A 19,071-nucleotide genomic window follows, 5' to 3' on the forward strand; every position below is an offset into this window, starting at 1 on the left:
GCATGCGAAATCTGGAGTGGTCCGCATCCTGGTCACCAATCCCGACCAGCCGGACATGCCCCCACCCGATGACGTGCGCGCCCCCCGCCGTGTTACGCCAACACCACGGCGCGTCCGAACCGCCACCGCCACCACCTCGTTCAGCTGCCGGCAGTCAGCCGGATCATGTTCCAGGAGAGCGGCGGCAGGACCGCGCCGACCCGCCCGTCCTCGACCTTGAGGTCGGCGAGCCGCTTCGGCGTCACCCGCTCGGGCGCCGCCGCGCTGTTCGTCGCCTCCGGGTCCGCGTCGGTCAGCACGACATGCTCCCCGGCGACGAGCCCGGAACAGGCCCGCAGGTCGACGTCGAGGGCGAGCGGTTCCCGCTGGTCCCGGTTGACCGCGAAGAGGGTGACCGCGCCGGACTCCTCGTCCCGGACGGCGGTCGCGGTGACCGTCGGCACCTCGCCGTGCCGGCCGGTGTCGTGTGACGGCCCGGTCGGTTCGACCCGCAGCACGGTGCCGCGACCGTGCCGGGAGGTCAGCGCGAACGGGTGGTACGTCGGCTGCACCCACACCGGCCCGCCCGGCTCGCTGCGGATCGGCGCGATGACGTTGACGAGCTGCGCCAGACAGGCGATCTTGACCCGGTCGGCGTGCCGGAGCAGTGAGATCAGCAGGTCGCCGACGACCACCGCGTCGACCACCGAATAGGTGTCCTCGATCAGCCGGGGCGCCTCCGCCCAGTCGAGCTTCTCCTCACCGACGAACCGGCTCTGGTACCAGACGTTCCACTCGTCGACCGAGAGGTTGATCCGCTTCCGGTGCTTGCCGACCGCCCGGACGTGGTCGCAGGTGGCCACCACCGCCTCCATGAACCGGTCCAGGTCGACCGCGCTGGCCAGGAAGCTGTCCCGGTCGCCGTCGTGCTCCTGGTAGTAGCTGTGCACCGAGACGTAGTCGACCAGGTCGTAGGTCTCCTCCAGTACGGTCGCCTCCCAGCTGCCGAAGGTCGGCATTCCGCTGCCGGAACTGCCGCAGGCGACGAGTTCGATGGAGGGATCGACCCGGCGCATCGCCTGCGCGGTCTGCGCCGCCAGTCGCCCGTACTCCCGAGCCGTCGTGAACCCGGTCTGCCAGGGGCCGTCCATCTCGTTGCCGAGGCACCACAGCTTGATGTCGTACGGGTCGGCGCTGCCGTGCTGCCGCCGCAGGTCGGACCAGTACGTCCCGGACGGGTGGTTGGTGTACTCCAGCAGGCTCCGGGCGGCGTCCACACCCCGGGTACCGAGGTTGACCGCCATCATCGGCTCGCTGCCGACCCGGCGGGTCCAGCCGACGAACTCGTCGACGCCGACCTCGTTGGTCTCGATGGAACGCCAGGCCAGGTCGAGCCGGCGGGGCCGGGACTCGCGCGGGCCGATGCCGTCCTCCCAGTTGTAGCCCGAGACGAAGTTGCCGCCCGGGTAGCGCAGCACGGGTACGCCGAGCGCCCGGACCAGCTCCGCCACGTCCCGGCGGAACCCGTGTTCGTCGGCGGTCGGATGTCCCGGCTCGTAGATCCCGGTGTAGACGCAGCGCCCGAGGTGCTCCACGAACGAGCCGTAGATCCTCGGGTCGACCTCGGCGATCCGGAACGCGGGATCGATGGTCAACGCGGCCTGGTGCACAAAACCTCCAACGGTCGATCTTCGGTGCGGTGGTCAGCCTTTCAGCCCGGTGCCGGCGATGCCCTCGACGATCCGGCGCTGGAAGAGCAGGAAGACCAGGACCAGCGGCAGCGCGCCGAGGACCGCCGACGCCATGGTGTCGGCGTAGCGGATGCCGTAGGTGCCCTGGATGGCGGCGAGGCCGACCGGGATGGTCATCAGCTCCGGGTCGGTGACGGCGAGCAGCGGCCAGAGCAGGTTGTTCCAGCTCCAGACGAAGGTGAAGATCGTCACGGCGGAGACCGCGGGCCGGGACAGCGGCATGACGACCCGACGGTACGTCCGGAAGAAGCCGGCGCCGTCCATCCGGGCGGCCTCGTCGAGGTCCCGGGGGATCCCGTCGAAGAACTGCTTGAAGATGAAGACCGCGATGGCGGTGGGGACCTGCGGCAGGAACACCGCCCACCAACTGTTCAGCAGGTGCACGCTGCCGAGTTCCCGGAACTGCGGCACGACCAGCACCTGGTTGGGGATCATGAGGCCGCAGAGCACGAACCAGTAGACCAGCCGGCGGTACCGGAACCGCAGCCGGGACAGCGCGTACGCGGCCATGCTGGCGGTGAGCACCGTACCGGCCGCGCAGAGGGTCGAGGTGACGAAGCTGGAGAGGTACCAGTTGAGGATGTCGCTCTCCGTCAGCACGGTGCGGTAGGAGAGCAGCGTCGGGTTCTCGATCAGCCAGGTCGGGTCGGTGGTCTCCGCGTTCGGCTTCAACGAGGTGTCCAGCGCCCAGGCCAGCGGCACCAGCCAGAGCAGCGCGAACGCGACCAGGACCCCGATACAGCAGCGGTTGAACAGGCGCAGCCGCCGGTCCACCGAGTTCGCCAGCGCCGCGCCACCGGCCTCGGTACGGCGGTCCCGGTCGGTGTCGCGGGTCGATTCGAGCAGTGCCATCCTCACACCTCCGATTCCTGGCGGCGGGTCATGACCAGCCAGACCGTGGAGACCGCCAGCACCAGCAGGAAGAACAGCGTGGACGCGGCGGCGGCGTAGCCGGTGCGGTAGTCGGTGAAGCCGACCTCGTAGACGTACTGGAGTGCCGAGCGGGTGCTGAAGTTCGGGCCGCCGCTGGTCATCAGGTACATCTGGTCGAAGACCTTCAGCGAGGCGATCACCTGGAGCACCACCACCAGCGTGGTGGTGCGGCCCAGCAGCGGCAGGGTGATCCGGCGGATCTGCTGCCATGGCCCGGCGCCGTCGATCGCGGACGCCTCGTAGAGGTCCCGGGGGACGTCCTGGAGGCCGGCGAGGTAGAGCACGAAGTTGAAACCGAGCGTCCACCAGACGGTGGTGATCGCCAGCGAGACCATCGCCCAGCCCGGGTCGCCGAGCCAGTTCGGCGCGGTGAGCCCGATCGCGTCGACGGTCCGGCTGAGCAGGCCGAGTTCCGGCGTGTAGATCCACAGCCAGATCAGCGCCACCACGGCGGAGGGCAGCACGTACGGCAGGAAGAAGGCCAGCCGGAAGAACCAGCGCCCCCGGCGGGCGCGCTCGGCCAGCAGCGCGAAGACCAGCGCCAGCACCACCAGCGGCGGGGTGGTCAGGATGGTGAACCAGACGGTGTGCCAGAGCGCCCACCAGAAGTCGGAACTGCCCAGCGCCTCGGCGTAGTTGTCCAGCCCGGCGAACTCGCCGAGTCCGGGCCGGACCAGGCTGGTGTGGAAGAAGCTCATCACCAGCCCGTACAGCGCGGGTCCGATGATGAAGAGCAGGTAGAACGCGAGGAACGGAGCCAGGAGGAGCAGCGCGGGCCGGCCGTTGCGGGGCCGCCGCTCGGCGGCGGGCGGCGATGAGGCGGATCCGGTACCGGTCCGGCCCGGGGAGTGTGTGGTGGTGGCCACGGCAAACCTCCGCAAGGTCAGGTCACACCGGCGACGGGGTCTGGGCGAGGATGGAGAGCTGCGACCGGATCTGCGCGATCGCGGCCTGGGAGGTGAGCTGCCCGCCCTCCACCCCGCCGACCGCCGAGCCGATCACGTTCTCGAAGTTCGAGCCGGAGCCGGAGTACCAGCCGGGCGGGTCGTAGACGGCGGTGTCCGCCGCGGCGGCGTAGCTCGACTGTGGACTGAGCCGGCGGTACGCCTCGCTCTCGGCGAACGGCAGCCAGGTCGGGACGTGCCCGCCCTCCGCCCAGGTGAGGCTCTGGTCGAGAACGAACCGCACGAAGTGCAGCGCCCGGTCCAGCCGGGCCTGGTCCAGGTCGGGGCGGACCGGCAGGACGAGGGTGTGCGAGTCGGCCTGCACGGCGTGCGGCCCGCCGAAGATGTTGGGCACCAGCGTCATCCCGAACGGCATCTCGGCGGTCTGGAAGGTGCTGATCTCCCATTCGCCGTTCAGGTGGAACCCGGCCTGGCCGGTGGCGAACATCGCGATCGCGCCCGGGTAGTCGGCGCCGCTCGGGATCAGCCCCTGCTCGACGGTGAGGGCGCGCAGGTAGTCGAGCACCCGGGCGGCCTTGGCGTCGTCCAGCACCACCCGGGTGCCGTTGTCGGCCAGGATCTCGCCTTCGAGCTGGGAGTAGAGGGTCTGGAAGAACCGCCACGGCGAGGCCGGGTCGGAGTTGATGCCGTGCGTGGCGCCGTACTGCCCGGTCACCTGCTTGACCCGGGTGAGCGCGTCGACGAACGCCGCCTCACCGACGATCGGCTTGAGCTGACCGGCGGAGTCGAGCAGTCCGGCCTGCTGGCAGATGTCGGTGTTGTAGAAGAGGACGAACGGGTGGGTGTCCAGCGGGATCGCGTACGCCCGGCCGTCGACCAGCCCGGCCTGCCAGGCCCGCTGGTTGAAGTTCTCCGCGGCCATGCCGTGCCGGGCCAGGTCCTCGGGGCGCAGTTCCTGGAGCAGTCCCGCGTCGACCAGGGTCTTCATCCGGGTGAGGTGCGAGATCGCCACGTCCGGCGGTTCCTCGCCGACGCTGGCCAGGGAGAGCTTGGTGTAGTACGGGTCGCCCCAGGCCAGCGTGATGGCCTTGAGCGGGGTGTCGGGGTTCGCCCGGCGGAAGGAGTCCTGGATCTGCTGCATCCGGACGCCGTCCCCGCCACCGAAGAGGTTCCAGTACTCGACGGCGCCCGGCGCCGCCTCCGTCTTCAGCAGTCCGGCGCCGACCGGGGTGGCGCAGCCGGTGAGGGTCGCGGCGCCGGCGCCGGCGAGCGCGCCGAGCAGTACGCCGCGGCGGCTCAGTGCGGGCCCGGGAGGCCGGGGGGCGGGTGGCGGACCGTGCATGGTTCCCCTCCTGACCGGAGTAGTCGATGAACCGTTTCAGGCACCAATCCCGGGGGCTCCGGCGGCGGGGCGACGCGGTACTGCCCCGATGGTCGCTACCGGAGCAGTCCGATGTGAGCGATCACACTTGTCCAGATTGTTGCCGCTTGAGGGAAGGTCGTCAATCGGTAGCCACCGTTTACCCAGAATGCGGCGTGGGGGTTCGGGACGCGGTCGGCCGCGCGACAGCCCAGGACCGAGCGGGCAGCTCCGACCGGATTCTTATCGTTTCAACGGTGCTCGGTGCTCGGTGCTCGGTGCTCGGTGCTCGGTGCTGGGTGCTCGGGGGCCAGGGGCCTCAGCGTTCGGTGCCGGTCGTCGGCTCCGGCCGCCGCTGCCCCGGCGCCGGGTCCTGCGCAGGCGTGTCCCGGGTGCCGGCCCAGGCCGCCCAGAGCGCCGCGTACCGGCCGCCGGCGGCGACGAGTTCGTCGTGCGTGCCGGTCTCCGCCACCCGGCCGGCGTCCAGCAGGATGACCCGGTCCGCGGCGGCCGCCTGGGTCAGCCGGTGCGCCACCACCAGTCCGGTACGCCCGTCCAGCGCCCGCGCCGCCGCCGTCTCCAACTGCCGGGCGCCGGCACTGCCGGCCTCGGCGGTCGCCTCGTCCAGGATCGCCACCGGCGGCGCCGTCAGTACCAGCCGGGCCAGGGCCAACTGCTGGGCCTGTGCCGCCGTCAGCCGGTGCCCGCCGTCGCCGACCACCGTGGCCAGTCCGTCCGGCAGCGCGCGTACCCAGCCCAGCGCACCGACCCGGTCCAGCGCGGCGAGCAGTTCGTCGTCGGTGGCGTCCGGCCCGGCCAGCCGCAGGTCCTCGGCGAGCGGTCCGGCGAAGACGTGCACCTCCTGGCTGACCAGGGCCACGGTTCGGCCGGCCACGGCGGCGCCGAGGTCCTCGATCGGTACGCCGCCGAGCCGGATGCTGCCGCCGCTGGGCCGGTGGATCCCGGCGATCAGCTTGGCCAGGGTGGTCTTACCCGCGCCGCTCGCCCCGACCAGGGCGACCCGCTCGTTCGGCGCCACGCTGAACGTGACGTCGTGCAGCACGTCGTGCCCCGGCACGTACGCGTGCCGCAGTTCCTTCGCCTCGACGCCGCCGTCCACCGGCACGGGCCGGTGGTCCGGCCGCCGGTGCGCCGGCAGCCGGGTGACGCCGACCAGCCGGACCAGGCTGGCGATGGCCGACTGCGCGTCGTCGACCAGGCTCAACGCGGCGTTGAGCGGGCCGAAGAGGTTGTGGAAGTAGAGGGCGGCGGCGGATGCCGTACCGACCGTGACCGCGTCCGCGCGCACCAGCAGGAAGCCGGTCACCAGTACGGCGGTCAACCCGACGAACTCGGCGAGGTTGAGCCGGCCGAAGAACCGGGTCATCAGCCGGATTCCGCGCAGCGTCAGCTCGACCGCCGCGGCGGAACTACCGGACACCCGGTGCAGGTGCGGTTCGGTGAGCCGGAACGCGCGGACGGTCCGGGCACCGCCGACGGTGTCGAGCAGTTGCTGCTGCTGGGCGCCGTGCGCCACCCGCTGGCTGGCGTAGAGCGGCTGGGCCCGGCGGGCGTACCACCGGGCGGTGTGCAGTTGGATCGGCACCGCGAGCAGCGCGGCGAGCAGGAACCGCCAGTCGAGTACGGCGAGCCCGACCAGTGTCAGGCCGATGGTCAGGCCGGAGCGGGCGAGCTGCGGCAGCGCCATCCGCACCGCCTCGGCGATCACCGTCACGTCGCCGGTGACCCGCGCGGTCAGGTCGCCGGACCCGGCCCGCTCGACCTGCTCCAGCGGCAGGTCCAGTACCCGGTCGATGAACCGTTCCCGCAGGTCCGCGAGCATGCCCTCGCCCAGCCGGGCGACCTGGGACAGCCCCAGCGCCAGCGAGATCCCCTGGACGACCGCGACCAGCCCGAGCAGCACCGTCGGGGCGGTGATCGCACCCGGTGGCCGTCCGTCGACGACCAGGTCCACGATGTGCCCGAGCAGCGGGGCGGTGAGCAGCCCGACCGCGGTGGAGCCGACGAGCAGGCCGAGGGCGCGGACGGCCAGGAACCGGCGCGACCGCAGCAACTCGGCCAGCGTGTCCCGGACCTGCCGCCCGGTCGCGGTCGGCAGCAGCTCACGGCCCGGCTGGTCGGCTCCGGCGGGCTCGCTCATCGGGGCACTCCTCCCGTCCTGGTTCCTCGGCCGGCGTTCACCTCAGCATCGACGCCCGGGAAAGCGTCCCGGGCGCCTCGGCCGGCGTTCACCGCAGCACCGACGACTGATAGCTGGCGTCCCGCCGGATCAGGTCTGGATGACTGCCCTCGGCCCGCACGACACCGTCGTCGAGCAGCACCACCCGGTCGGTGACCGCGAGCAGCGCCGGGCTGGTGGTCACCAGCAGGGTGGTCCGGCCCTGCCGGAGTTCCCGGAGCCCGGCCGCGATTCGGGCCTCGGTGGCCGCGTCGACCGCGGTGGTCGGATCGTGCAGGACCAGTACCGGCGGCTCGGCGGCCAGCGCCCGGGCCAGGGCCACCCGCTGGCGCTGCCCGCCGGAGAGCGACCGGCCGCGTTCGGTGAGCAGCGTCTCGATCCCCTGCGGCAGGGTGCGGGCCACCTCGTCCACGTCGGCGGCGGCCAGCGCCCGGCGTACGTCGGCCTCGCTGGTCGCCGGTGCGCTCACGTTGTCCCGCAGGGTGCCCTCGAACAGGTCGGCGTCGTGCGGTGCGACCAGGACGGTGGCCCGCAGCCGCTCGGGGTCCAGGGTGTGCAGCCCGACGCCGTCGAGTTCGACGGTGCCGCCGTCCGGGTCGACGTCGCGACCGAGGCAGCGCAGCAGGTCGTCGGCGACGGCCGGGTCGGTCGCCACGATGCCGACCAGTTCGCCGGCGGCGGCGTGCAGGCTGACGCCGCGCAGCGTGCCGTGCCGGACGTCCCGCAGGTCCAGCCGGCCGAGTACCGGAGTACCGGGGGAGCCGCTTCCGGAGGGCGTCGCCGGAGGCGCGCCGAGTACCGAGGCGATCCGGTCGGCGGAGGCGCGGCCCTGGGCGAACTCGGCGTTCACCCAGCCGAAGATGGAGAGCGGTCCGAGCAGGAAGAGCGCCAGGCCGACCGCCGCGACGAGTTGGCCGACGGTGAGGTCGCCCTGCGCCGCCAGCCGGCCGCCGAGCAGGCCGACGGCGGCGACGAAGAGTCCGGTGATGATGAGCAGGGTGCCGTCGTACCAGCCCTGGGCCTGGGCCGCCCGGACCGTGGCGGCCAGCGACTCCCGGCTGGTCCGCCGGTAGCGCTGGGCCGCGGCCGGCGCCGCGCCGAGACCCTTGAGTACGCGCAGTCCGGCGACCAGGTCGGCGGCCACCCCGGAGGCGTACGCCGCCCGCTCCTGCTCGGCGTGGCTGCGCCGCTCCAGCGGGCGGCCGAGCCGGTGGGCCAGCCAGAGCAGCAGTGGTGCGCCGACCAGCACCAGCAGGCCGAGCGGGACCGAGACCACCAGCAGGGCGACACCGCCGACCAGCAGGCCGGTGGACGCCCCGATCGCGGTGGCGAACGCCCGGTTCACCGCGCCGACCCGATCGGCGTCCCCGGTGGCGGTGGCGACCAGCGCACCGGGCAGCCGACCGGTCTCCGCCCCGCCCCGGTGATCCAGGATCCGCCGGGTGAGCGAGATCCGGAGCTGGTGCGCGGCCTGCTCGACCGCGCGTTCGCCGGTACGGGCGCTGAACCGGAAGCTCGTCGACAGCACCGCGAACACCACGGCCAGTACGCCGATCCAGCCGATCAGGTCCACGACCCCGCCCCGGCCGACGGCCCGGTCGATGACCACTCCGATCAGCACCGGTACCAGTGCCTCGCCGGCCTGGTGACTCGCGCTGAGTCCCGCGCTGGCCAGCACGTGCCGGAGCTGGCCGGTGATGGCGCCGGTCAGCACGGTACGTGCGGTGGGACTGCCGGTCCGCACGCTCGGAACTCCTCCGCTTGACGAGTTGAAGGTTAGGCTAACCTAAACCATCGCCGGGCCGCGACCCCCGGCAGGTTCGCCGTACCGGCCCGTTGCTGGTGCCCTCTCCGCGACGCCCCGCCGCGCGATGTGCCGTCCCCGGGACGACCGACCTCGCGATGAGCGCGTCCCCGGGACGGCCCGCTCCGCCACGCACGGGCGGATGACCGCTACGCCAGGAAGAGGATCGTAATCCCGATCACCGCATCGACGACGGCGCACCATTCGGAGAAGCCGCGCGGGACCACCCGGTTGGCCCGGTGATGGGCGAAGTCCCAGACCGAGTGGGCGAGCCAGCCGAAGCCGACCAGATAGCGTCCCAGGTCGTCCGGCACCACCAGCGCGGCACCCACCAGGAGCAGGTAGCCGGCCAGCCCGCCGAGTTGCACCGCGAGGATCCGCCGGTCGCCGAACTGCCGGCGTACGGTGCCGATCACCAGGTAGCCGACCGGGAGGATCAGCATCACCCAGGCGTCCAGCACCAGCGGGTCGGCCCAGTTGTCGATGGTGACCATCAGGGCCAGCCAGGTCGGCCAGCGACGCTTCAGCAACCCGACCACCCGCCGGGGCGTACCGCCGCCCGGGACGGCGGCGTGGGCGGCGGCCGGGGCAGCGCCCCGGTGCCCACCGCTGTACTCGTCCAGCCGGCGGAACATCGCGAGCAGCATGGCGGGCAGCATCAGCACGTGACCGGCCGTCATCAGGAACTCCCCGCTCACCGCCCCCAGCCAGTACGGCGGAAGGAAGAGCAGGAACGGCAGGTACATCGCCGCGCCCATCTCGGCGACCGGTGCCCACCGGTGTGCGCGGTGGCGCATCCAGACGGCCATGCCAAGCGTCATGTTGCCGGCCATCACCAGCGCACCCACGTCGGGGCGGTCGAGCACCTCGGGCAGGGCCAGCCCGGTCGCGGCCCCGAGGGTGGTGGCCAGCACCTCCCACACCGGGCCGAGCAGCAGCATCCCGACGACCATCGCGATCGTCATCTCGGCGAAGTGCCGGAGGAAGTGCCGGGCGGCGTGCCGCCGGGGCGTCCCGGCGGCGGGGGGCAGGGTGTGCGGCGTACCGGCGGATTCGGTGTTCCGGACCGTGGCGTCCGGTGTCGTCGATGTCATGGCTCCAGGCTGTCGGGGCCGCCGGTCAACCGGCAGGCGCGCGCCGCACGATTCGACCATGCGGATCGCATGGCTGGACCGTGCGGCGCGGCCGACAGCCCGGTACGCCGGCCCGGTCGTCACCCGGGCCGGCGTCGCGGTCAGGGGCGCCGGGCCGTGGCGTAGGCGGCGGTGCCGATCAGCTCCAGCGACACCTGGAGCCGGGGCAGGCTGATGTTCTTCTCGATGGTGTCCTCCGGGCTGTGGTACGGCGGCTCCAGCAGCGCCGGAGACTCCTCGCCCCGCCAGGAGAAGTTGGCGCTGGCGATGCCGACCTCCTGGAACGACTGGTGGTCGCTGGAACCGCGCTGCGTCACCGGCGAGATCTGGGGCTGGTAGCCGAGCCGGGTCGCGGCGGCGGCCACCTCGTCGGTGGCCCGGTTCGCGAGCCCGGTGAAGGAGAGCAGCCAGTAGCGGGTTGCCGGATCCCAGCTCGTCGCCACCATGTCGTTCTGGTAGACGGCGACGATCCGGTCCCGCTCGGCCTGCGGCAGTTGAGCGACGTAGTAGCGGGAGCCGATCAGCCCCTGCTCCTCCGAGCCCCACAGTCCGAATCGGACCGTCGCGTCGACCGGCAGGCTGCGTAGTACCCGGGCCAGTTCGAGGCAGAGCACCGTACCCGAGCCGTCGTCGTTGGCGCCCGGTGCGCCGATCACGGTGTCGTAGTGCGCGCTCACCATGACCACCGGGCTGTTCCGCCCGCCCCACCGTGGTGCCCGCTCGGCCAGTACGTTGTGCGAGGTGAGGCCCCGGTGCGCCGAGGTGGTGACGGTCAGGGTCAGCGGGCGGGCGGCGAGCCGCTCCCGCAGCCGGTGCTTCTGCGCCTGGGCGACGCCGACGACCGGGATCGGCACCGGGGAGGTGGCCGAGCCGGGCAGGGTGGGGGCGAAGGCTTGTGCCCGGCGCGGCGCCACCAGGTCGGCCGGCAGGAAGACCACCGCCGCCACCTGCTTGGCCACGGCGGTGGCGACCAGCGTCTCGCGCTGCGCCGCGACGTAGTCGACGAGTACGACCTTGCCGGCGACGTCCGCCGGGTAGTCCTCCGGTGCTCCGGCGCCGACGTCCACCACCCGGCCGGTGACCCTGGTATCGAGGGCGGCGTGTGGCGACGCACCGACCTGCCAGTTCAGGTCGTCGGGCAGGCCGGGACGGGAGCTGAGCTGGCCGAGGAACTTGTCGGCGACGGTGAACGGCTGAAGGGTCGTCCGGTAGCCGAGGTCGTCGAGTTCGTCGGCGAGGTATTTCGCGGCCGCCCGCTCCGAGGAGGTGCCGCCGATGCGCGGGCCGATCTTCTCGGAGAGATGCCGCAGGTGGTGCAGCGCCCGCCGGGCGGAGACCCGGCCGGCGACCAGCCGGTCGTGCGCGCCCAGGCTCGGCGGACGGACGGCACCGGGCCGCTGGTCGGTCACCGCCCAGGCGGGGCCGGCGGTGGCGAGGGCGGCCGCACCGCCCAGGCCGAGCGCGATCGCCCGGCGTCGGCTCACCGCGGACTTCTCGGGGCCCTTGGTGTCGGCAGTGGGGAAGTCGGGGCGACTCTCCAATGTGGTCCCTCCTGGTTGCGCCGGTCCGGCCGACATCACCGGCGCGGACCGCGGGGTGGTCACCGTCGAAAGAACGTGGTCACGGTGCAGGAATTCGGGGTTACGGTGCAGTGAATGTAGCCCCGGCCGGTGACCGAATTCAAGATCGATTTACCGGCTGCGGGCTCTCCGCGGCGGTGGGCCGGCGCCGCCCGCCGGCCCACCGCCACCCTCCCCGTCACTGTCGGTCGATGCCGTCCCTGTCATCGTCGGTCGATCCCTTCCCCGTCACAGCCAGTCGATCCCGTCCCTCTCCGGGTCGGGGGAGACGGCACCGTCCAGATGGGAGTCGACTAGCTCCGTCGGGGCGCCGGCCTCGAGCAGCAGGTCGACGGCGTTGATCGCATACCAGTTGTCGGCGACGGCGTGCATGGCGGCGGCCTGGGCGAGCAGGCCGGGGTCGGCGGCGAAATCGGCGAGCTCGGCAAGGGCGGTGGCCCGGGTCAGACCCTCGCGATAGCCACCGGCGTAGTCCGTGGCGATCCGGTGCACCCGGGCGAGGACGAGTCGGCGGTCGGTGGGCTGGTGGGCGGCGAGGCGGGCGTGGCCGCCGGCCTGGTCTCGGCTGTCGTACACCTCGATATTCTATCGTACATGTGTTCTAATCGGGTGCCCGGGAGGGGGCGACACGGGTCATCGTCCATGGTGTTCCGGCAGCACCGATCCGCAGGTCAACCCCGCTGGCGCAGCCGGTCGACCAGTCCGGCGAAGCGTTCGAGCGCGGCGACGCCGTCCGTCGCGGCCACCTGGAGGGCCAGGACGTCCGGGCGGAGCCGGTCGAGCAGCCGTTCGCAGAAGCCGAGGAGGTGCCGGGGCTCGCCGACCCGCCGATACCGGGCGAGGATCGCATCCCGGCCGAGCCGGTCGGCCCGCTGGCGCAGCCGGGTCGGACTCGACGCCACCAGCCGGCCCGGCGTACGCAGCCCGCGCCAGGGCCGCAGCGCGCGGATCGCGTCGTCGTCGCTGTCGGCGAGCACGACGAAGCTGCTCAGCACCACCCGCGGTGGCGTACGCCCGGCCGCCGCAGCGGCCGCCCGAGCCACGTCCACCACCTCCCGGCCGGTCCGTTCGGGATCCTTGACCGAGCTGATCACCCCGTCGGCGAGCCGGCCGGCGGTGGCCGCCGAGCGGGGACCGGCCGCCGCCAGGTGCACCGGCACGCCGGTCAGCGGTGGACTGTGCAGCCGGATCGACGAGACCGGATAGTACGCCCCGTCCGGCTGCTGGACGGTCTCGCCGGCCAGCAGCGGCCGGAGCAGCCCGAGCGCCTCGGTCATCCGGGCCAGCCGCTCCGGGTACGGCGGAAACCGGCCCAGCGGTGCCTCGTTGATGCCTTCCCCGGTGCCGACCCCGAGGTGGAACCGACCGCCGGAGAGCCGGTCGAGCGTGCCGGCCGCCTGAGCGACCAGCACCGGATGCTGGCGGAACAGCGGGCAGGCCACCGCGGAGACCAGCGTGGCGCTCCGGGTCGCCGTGGCGATCGCGCCCAGCGTGGCCCAGCCGTGGCCGGCCGAGCCGGCGTCGTCCACCCAGGGTTGCAGGTGGTCGGAGACGAGTACCGCGTCGAAACCGGCCTGCTCGGCCCGGCGGGCCTGGGCCACCAGTTGCTCGGGCTGCCACTCCTCGTGACCGAGGAACCAACCGAACCGGGTCACCGGGCTCCTTCGGTCTCCGTGGTGCCGTCCGGCGGTCGGACGGTGCCGGACCCGATCAGTCCGAAGGTGCCGGATCTGAGGAGTCCGACGCAACGAGCGGGATCCGACGCAACGGGCGGGATCCGACGGGTCGGGCGGCGTCGGACCGGGGCGCCCGTCGAGGCCGGAGCGGCGACGGCCGGCCCTGCCCGCCGATCGTCGAACCGGTGGTGGGACCGACCGGATGGCCGGGGCCGAAAGCCGGGCGGTAACCATATCATCATCGATGTAACAACCTCGGTGAGCGGCGCGTCGGCACGGTGCACCGGCCGGGCACGGGGTCGTTCGGCAGCCGCCTACCCTGGAGCCACCATTGATCAACGCAAGTCCCGGGAGCAGATCATGAGATCCCAGCGCCGCGACCCCGGAAGGCCCACGCTGAGCGAGGTCGCGGCCCGAGCGGGCGTCGGACGCGGCACCGCCTCGCGGGTGGTCAACAACTCCTCCCAGGTCAGCCCGACGGTCCGGGCCGCGGTGTGGGCGGCGGTCCGGGAACTCGGGTACGTGCCGAACCGTGCCGCCCGGGCCCTGGTCACCCAGCGGACCGACTCGGTCGCGCTGGTCATCTCCGAGTCCGGCGAGCGGGCGTTCGGCGAGCCGTTCTTCGCCGGCATCGCCCGAGGGGTCAGCGCCGGCCTGGCCGACACCCCGCTGCAACTCTGGCTCTCCTGGATCCAGTCGCCCGGCGGGCGGGAGAAGATGGAGCACCAGCTCACCGACCAGCACGTCGACGGGGTGATGCTGATCTCGCTGCACGACGCGGATCCCCTGCCCGGCCTGCTGATGGAGCGCGGGCTGCCGACCGTCCTCGGTGGACGGCCAGCCCGGATGCTCGGCCCCGACGCGCAACCGGCGTACTTCGTGGACGTGGACAACGCGGGCGGCGCCCGGCAGGCGGTCGAGTACCTCATCGGGATCGGCCGGCGGGCGGTCGCCACGGTCGCCGGGCCGCAGGACATGGGCGCCGGGGTGACCCGGCTGACCGGCTACCGGGAGGCGCTCGCCGCACACGGTCGACCGGTCTCCGAGGACCTGATCGAGTACGGCGACTTCAGCGCCAACAGCGGCCTTGAGGCGATGCGCCGGCTGCTGGACCGGCGCGGCGACCTGGACGGGGTCTTCGCCGCCTCGGACCTGATGGCGTTGGGGGCCATGCATGCGCTGCACGAGGCCGGCCGGCGCATCCCGGCGGACGTGGCGGTGGTCGGCTACGAGGACTCGTCGCTGGCGCTGCACGCCAACCCGCCGCTGACCTCGGTGCACCAACCGGTGATCACGATGGGCACGGAGATGGCCCGGCTGCTGGTCGCGCAGATCCGAGGTGAGGAGATCCCCTCGCCGGCCATCTTCCTGGACACCCACCTGGTCCGCCGGCAGTCGGCCTGACCCGGGCGCGCCCGCTGCGGGACGCCCACCCACGCCTCGCCGAGGATGCGCCCAACACCCTCCGCCGAGTCGGCCCCAGCGCCCGGGGCGGAGCCGGGCACCGGACCGGGTTGGTTATCGTCGCCTGGTGACACCGGAGCTCGACGCCTGGGACCCCTGGCCGCCGTCGGTGGTCGCCGACCGGCTGGCCGGCCTCGACCTGCCCTGGTGCGTGGCGGCCGGCTGGGCGATCGACCTGTGCCGGGGCGTACCCTCCCGGCCGCACGACGACCTGGAGATAGCGGTACCGGCGGACCGGTTCGCCGAGGTACGGCAGCGCTTCGGCGACTGTGGCTTCGCCGTACCGCACGACGGCCGGCTGTTGCCGGTGACTCCGGAGTCGATGCGGACCAGCCACCAGACCTGGGCGTACGAGCGGGCCACCGGACGGTGGCGGTTGGACGTGTTCCGGGAGCCGCACGATGGGGACGTCTGGATCTGCCGGCGCGACGACCGGATCCGCCGCCCGTACGCCGACATCGTCCGCTACGACCCGGACGGGGTTCCGTACCTGGTGCCGGAGGTGGTGTTGCTGTTCAAGGCGAAGGCCGTCCGGGCGAAGGACGAGGCGGACTTCGCCACCGCCCTGCCGCTGCTGGACGACCCGGCACGACGCTGGCTCGACGACGCGCTGGCCCTGGTGCACCCGACCCACCCGTGGCGGGCGCGGCTGACCGGCTGACCGGCCGGCCCCGCCCGGCGACCCGGTATGGACCGATGCCGCCGGCCGTACGGTGGGCGTACGGCCGGCGGGGACGGTCGGTTACCCGGCGGTGCAGGATCTGATCTGCGGTCGGGCACCGGAGTTGCCGTTCATCATCGTGGTGAAGCCGAACGTGTTGCCGCTGCCGTTGGAGCGCATCGTCAGCACGGTGTTGTTACTGCTCAGGCTGGCGCTGCCGCTCCAGGTGGTGCTGATCGACTGCGGTGCGGTGACGGCCACCACCACGGTCCAACTGCTGGCGCCGTTGACCGTCACCGATGTGTTGTACCGGTCGCCCCAGACCGTTCCGGCCGTCGTCGTCGTGGTGCAGCCGCCGCTGCCCGGGGGCGGGGTGGTCGGGGTGCCGCCGGGCGGCGTCGTCGGGTTGCCGCCGGGGTTGCCGTTGTTCAGCGCGGCGAGCACAGCGTCGTACGCCGGCTTCTTCTGGCCGCTGCCGTTGAACAGCAGCGGGCTCTCGCCGGACCGCCACGAGTCCGAGTCGCGGATGCCCCACACCGTGATGCCCTTGCAGCGGGCCACCGCGAGGCAGTCGTTGGTCACGTTGCGGTACGCGTCGGCCGGCGCGTTGCGGATGTCCAGCTCGGTGATGTGCACGTCGACGCCGAGGGCGGCGAAGCTGGACAGCGTGGTGCGGTAGTTGCTCGGGTAGTTGGAGCCGCCGGTGAAGTGTGACTGGAGGCCGACGCAGTCGATCGGTACGCCGCGGGACTTGAAGTCCTGGACCATCCGGTAGACGGCCTGGGTCTTGGCGTCGTTCCAGTTGTCGATGTTGTAGTCGTTGTAGCAGAGCTGCGCGTTCGGGTCGGCGGCGTCCGCGGCGCGGAACGCGGCCTCGATCCAGTCGTTGCCGGTGCGCTGGAGGTTGGAGTCGCGGCGGGCGCCGCTGCTGCCGTCCGCATATGCCTCGTTCACCACGTCCCACCAGGTGACCTGGCCCCGGAAGTGGGTGGCGACCTGGGTGACGTGGTTGAGCATCGCCTGCCGCAGTGCACTGCCGGACATGTTCTGCATCCAGCCGGGCTGCTGCTGGTGCCAGGCCAGGGTGTGGCCGCGTACCTGCATGCCCCGGCTGCGGGCGTGCTGCACGATCCGGTCCGCGTTGCCGTACGAGAACTGGCCCTGCTGCGGCTCGGTCGCGTCGATCTTCATTTCGTTCTCGGGCGTGACCTGGTTGAACTCGCGGTTCAGGATGGTCGTGTACGCGCTGTCGCTGAGCTTGTTCGCCGCCACGGCGGTGCCGAAGTAGCGGCCGCCCTGCTCGGCGGCGGAGGCACCCAGCGTGCTCGCGGCACTGGCGGTGTTGGGCAGCGCGATGGCACCGGCGGTGGCGAGCATGCCCACCGCGCCGATGACGAGCGCGAGTCGGGTCCGGTAGCGCGGTCTCGGGCCGCGGGCGCCGTCGGTGGAACTCCTGATCATCTCTGCCCCTTCTGGCGGATGGCCGGACGGGCGCATGGTGGTGGGCCGTCCGGGCGTCACGGTGCGGGAGGGTCGAGGGCACCTGATCCGCCGCTTTCGATCCCTGGTGGACGGTGTGGTGTCAATCGACCCTAATGGATGCATAGTGTGGCATCGGCGATCCCGGGGGTCAACAGTTTCCGGAACACTTCCGATGTGCCGTCGTCGCCCTACTGTCGACAGGAGTCTGAGGCTGACCAGCCAATTTGCCGAGGATCCACGTTGTGGACAACGGCAGGTCGAGATGACCGCAGGTCAGTGCGACGCGTGGAGCCCCGAAAGTTGCGGAGCTGGCTCGTTGGCTGGCGTGGGGGAGTGGCTCAACCGGGGTGCCTCGCGGTACGGGTCACGAGCAGTGTGCTGCGGGCCGCGGCCGTCGCCACCACCACCGTCGACAGGGCGGAGAGTGCCAGTGGGTTCAGCACCAGCCCGAGCGGGCCGAGCGCGACCAGCACGGTCACGGCGGTGAGATGGGTCCGGGAGCGTACGCCGAGGACCGCGCTCTTGAACAGCAGGAATCCGGCCAGGAAGAGCGCCGGTCCACCGAATATGCTGCCGATCACCGCCGGGTCGCTCTCCCCGGTCGGGTGGTGCAGCGCGAGGTCGTCCCCGACCGCGGTGACGATGACGCCGGCCACCATCGGGATGTGCAGATAGGTGTACCCCGACCGGCCGAGCCGACCTGGCTCCTCGGCCTCGACGATCGCCTGCCGGGCCGCCTCGGCGCTGTGGTCGAAGTAGATCCACCACAGTGCCACGCTGCCGAGGAAGGCGCTGGCCAGTGCGGCGAGGGTGGCCCAGTCATGTGGCAGGGCACCGAAGACGGTGCCGGTGACCAGGATGGACTCGCCGAGCGCGATGATCACGAAGAGTCGGGCCCGCTCGGCCAGGTGTGCCCCGTTGATCGACCACTCCGCCGGCCTCGACGGGCCCCATCCCGGCACGTAGAAGCCGCAGACCGCCGCGGCGCTGTCGATGGCCACCGCCGCCACCCAGAGGCCGAGCCGGAGCGGGCCGGAGGCGAACCCACCGGCCAGCCAGAGCGGCGCGGAGACCGTCCGCCAGACCAGTAGGCGCTGGAAGTTGCGGTGCAGGTGGGAGCGGCGGGCCAGGGCCGAGGCGACGAAGAGCGAACGACCCACCGACAGCGCCACGTACGCCACGGCGAACCAGAGCCCCCGGTCCCCGTACGCCTCGGGCAGCGCCGAGGACATCACCAGACTGATCCCCATCAGCCCGATCAGCAGCACCCGTACCCTGGGCTGGTCCGGGTCGAACCAGTTGGTGATCCAGGCGGTGTCCACCCAGGCCCACCAGACGGCGAGCAGCAGCACCGCGGCACCGGCGACGCCTGCCGGGTGCAACCGGTGCAGCAGCAACTCGGTTAGCTGGGTCACGGCCAGCACGTAGACCACGTCGAAGAAGAGCTCGATGGTGGTGACCCGGGCGTCCTCCGGCCCGCGCAGGACGTCCGGTCGGCCGCCAGGGCTGGTCAACCTGCCTCCACCCGGGGATCCTCCGGCCGATCGTTAGAGGGCATCAAGCGGATAACGAGGGACAATCCGCATCTTATCCGCCTTCCTGCTGCAATACTGCGGTATCCGGCGAGCGGCGTGATCGGGATGGGTGGCGCGGGCTCAGGTCGAGCCGACCGGCGGCACCGGGTCGGACCGGCGGGGTCGTTTGCGGGCCGGTCCGGACGGGGATGCGAAGCACTCGATCGCCGGAGTGCGCCAGCTCGTGACACCGAGACTTTCCGAGGTCGTACGAGACGGGGGATGCCCCAGCGGAGGAGACATGCCCGTACTTGCCAAGAAGGTTCTCACCTGGCTATTCGTGGGTTTCCTGATTTTCTTCGTCGCGTTCCGGCCGGACGGTGCCGCCGACCTGGTCGAGACGATCGGGGCGGTGCTGATGGCCATCGCCCAGGGGATCGGTGACTTCCTGACCCGACTGATGGCCTGACCGGCCCGTCGTGTGGCCTGACCAGCCCGTCCTGTGCCGCCCGTCGTGCGCCGGAGGCGACGGGGCGCCGGAGGATGATAAGTACATCAGTTTGATTTAAGATATGTCCTCCGGCGCATGCCGATGCCCACCGAGGCATCGGCGCGTGCGGCAGCAAGCG

General features: G+C 72.1%; 15 protein-coding genes. 3 read left to right on the forward strand and 12 right to left on the reverse strand.

What is annotated here, in order from left to right:
* Positions 1–140: 140 nt before the first annotated feature.
* From AAH979_RS03450 to AAH979_RS03495, 10 genes are all read right to left on the reverse strand, one after another.
* The gene (locus AAH979_RS03450; protein WP_346256511.1) at positions 141–1,649 is read right to left on the reverse strand and encodes an alpha-N-arabinofuranosidase; all 1,509 of its coding nucleotides are present in this window, start codon (positions 1,647–1,649) and stop codon (positions 141–143) included.
* Positions 1,650–1,682: 33 nt separating this feature from the next.
* The gene (locus AAH979_RS03455) at positions 1,683–2,582 is read right to left on the reverse strand and encodes a carbohydrate ABC transporter permease (RefSeq protein WP_346256512.1); all 900 of its coding nucleotides are present in this window, start codon (positions 2,580–2,582) and stop codon (positions 1,683–1,685) included.
* Between the two features lie 2 nt (positions 2,583–2,584).
* A complete protein-coding gene (locus AAH979_RS03460) occupies positions 2,585–3,529 on the reverse strand; it encodes a sugar ABC transporter permease (RefSeq protein WP_346256513.1) in 945 nt (314 codons plus the stop codon).
* A gap of 22 nt (positions 3,530–3,551) precedes the next feature.
* Positions 3,552–4,910 carry an extracellular solute-binding protein gene (locus tag AAH979_RS03465; protein ID WP_346256514.1) on the reverse strand — a complete coding sequence of 453 codons (1,359 nt, stop codon included), beginning with the start codon at positions 4,908–4,910 and terminating at the stop codon, positions 3,552–3,554.
* A 337-nt stretch (positions 4,911–5,247) separates the two neighbouring features.
* Entirely contained in the window at positions 5,248–7,089 is a 1,842-nt protein-coding gene (locus AAH979_RS03470; RefSeq protein ID WP_346256515.1) for an ABC transporter ATP-binding protein, read from the reverse strand.
* A gap of 88 nt (positions 7,090–7,177) precedes the next feature.
* Positions 7,178–8,872, reverse strand: coding sequence for an ABC transporter ATP-binding protein (locus AAH979_RS03475; RefSeq protein WP_346256516.1), 1,695 nt, complete (start codon positions 8,870–8,872; stop codon positions 7,178–7,180).
* Positions 8,873–9,081: 209 nt separating this feature from the next.
* On the reverse strand, positions 9,082–10,026 hold the full coding sequence (locus AAH979_RS03480; protein WP_346256517.1) for a hypothetical protein: 945 nt from the start codon (positions 10,024–10,026) through the stop codon (positions 9,082–9,084).
* Between the two features lie 140 nt (positions 10,027–10,166).
* A complete protein-coding gene (locus tag AAH979_RS03485; protein WP_346256518.1) occupies positions 10,167–11,606 on the reverse strand; it encodes a M28 family peptidase in 1,440 nt (479 codons plus the stop codon).
* A 267-nt stretch (positions 11,607–11,873) separates the two neighbouring features.
* On the reverse strand, positions 11,874–12,221 hold the full coding sequence (locus AAH979_RS03490; RefSeq protein ID WP_346256519.1) for a hypothetical protein: 348 nt from the start codon (positions 12,219–12,221) through the stop codon (positions 11,874–11,876).
* Positions 12,222–12,316: 95 nt separating this feature from the next.
* A complete protein-coding gene (locus tag AAH979_RS03495) occupies positions 12,317–13,300 on the reverse strand; it encodes an LLM class flavin-dependent oxidoreductase (protein ID WP_346256520.1) in 984 nt (327 codons plus the stop codon).
* A 381-nt stretch (positions 13,301–13,681) separates the two neighbouring features.
* Between AAH979_RS03495 and AAH979_RS03500 the strand changes: the two genes are divergently transcribed.
* Both AAH979_RS03500 and AAH979_RS03505 read left to right on the forward strand, forming a co-directional pair.
* The gene (locus AAH979_RS03500; protein WP_346256521.1) at positions 13,682–14,725 is read left to right on the forward strand and encodes a LacI family DNA-binding transcriptional regulator; all 1,044 of its coding nucleotides are present in this window, start codon (positions 13,682–13,684) and stop codon (positions 14,723–14,725) included.
* A gap of 127 nt (positions 14,726–14,852) precedes the next feature.
* Positions 14,853–15,446 (forward strand): hypothetical protein, encoded by a 594-nt coding sequence (locus AAH979_RS03505; protein ID WP_346256522.1) that lies wholly within the window; start codon positions 14,853–14,855, stop codon positions 15,444–15,446.
* 81 nt (positions 15,447–15,527) lie between these two features.
* On the opposite strand, the gene AAH979_RS03510 is transcribed toward AAH979_RS03505, so the two are convergent.
* Together AAH979_RS03510 and AAH979_RS03515 are read right to left on the reverse strand one after the other, a co-directional pair.
* Positions 15,528–16,907, reverse strand: a complete 1,380-nt coding sequence (locus AAH979_RS03510) for an endo-1,4-beta-xylanase (protein WP_346256523.1) — start codon at positions 16,905–16,907, stop codon at positions 15,528–15,530.
* Between the two features lie 359 nt (positions 16,908–17,266).
* A complete protein-coding gene (locus AAH979_RS03515; RefSeq protein ID WP_346256524.1) occupies positions 17,267–18,442 on the reverse strand; it encodes a low temperature requirement protein A in 1,176 nt (391 codons plus the stop codon).
* 301 nt (positions 18,443–18,743) lie between these two features.
* Between AAH979_RS03515 and AAH979_RS03520 the strand changes: the two genes are divergently transcribed.
* Entirely contained in the window at positions 18,744–18,911 is a 168-nt protein-coding gene (locus AAH979_RS03520; RefSeq protein ID WP_203856468.1) for a hypothetical protein, read from the forward strand.
* Positions 18,912–19,071 lie beyond the last annotated feature (160 nt).

The organism is Plantactinospora sp. ZYX-F-223 (genome assembly GCF_039649625.1).
GTDB lineage: Bacteria > Actinomycetota > Actinomycetes > Mycobacteriales > Micromonosporaceae > Plantactinospora.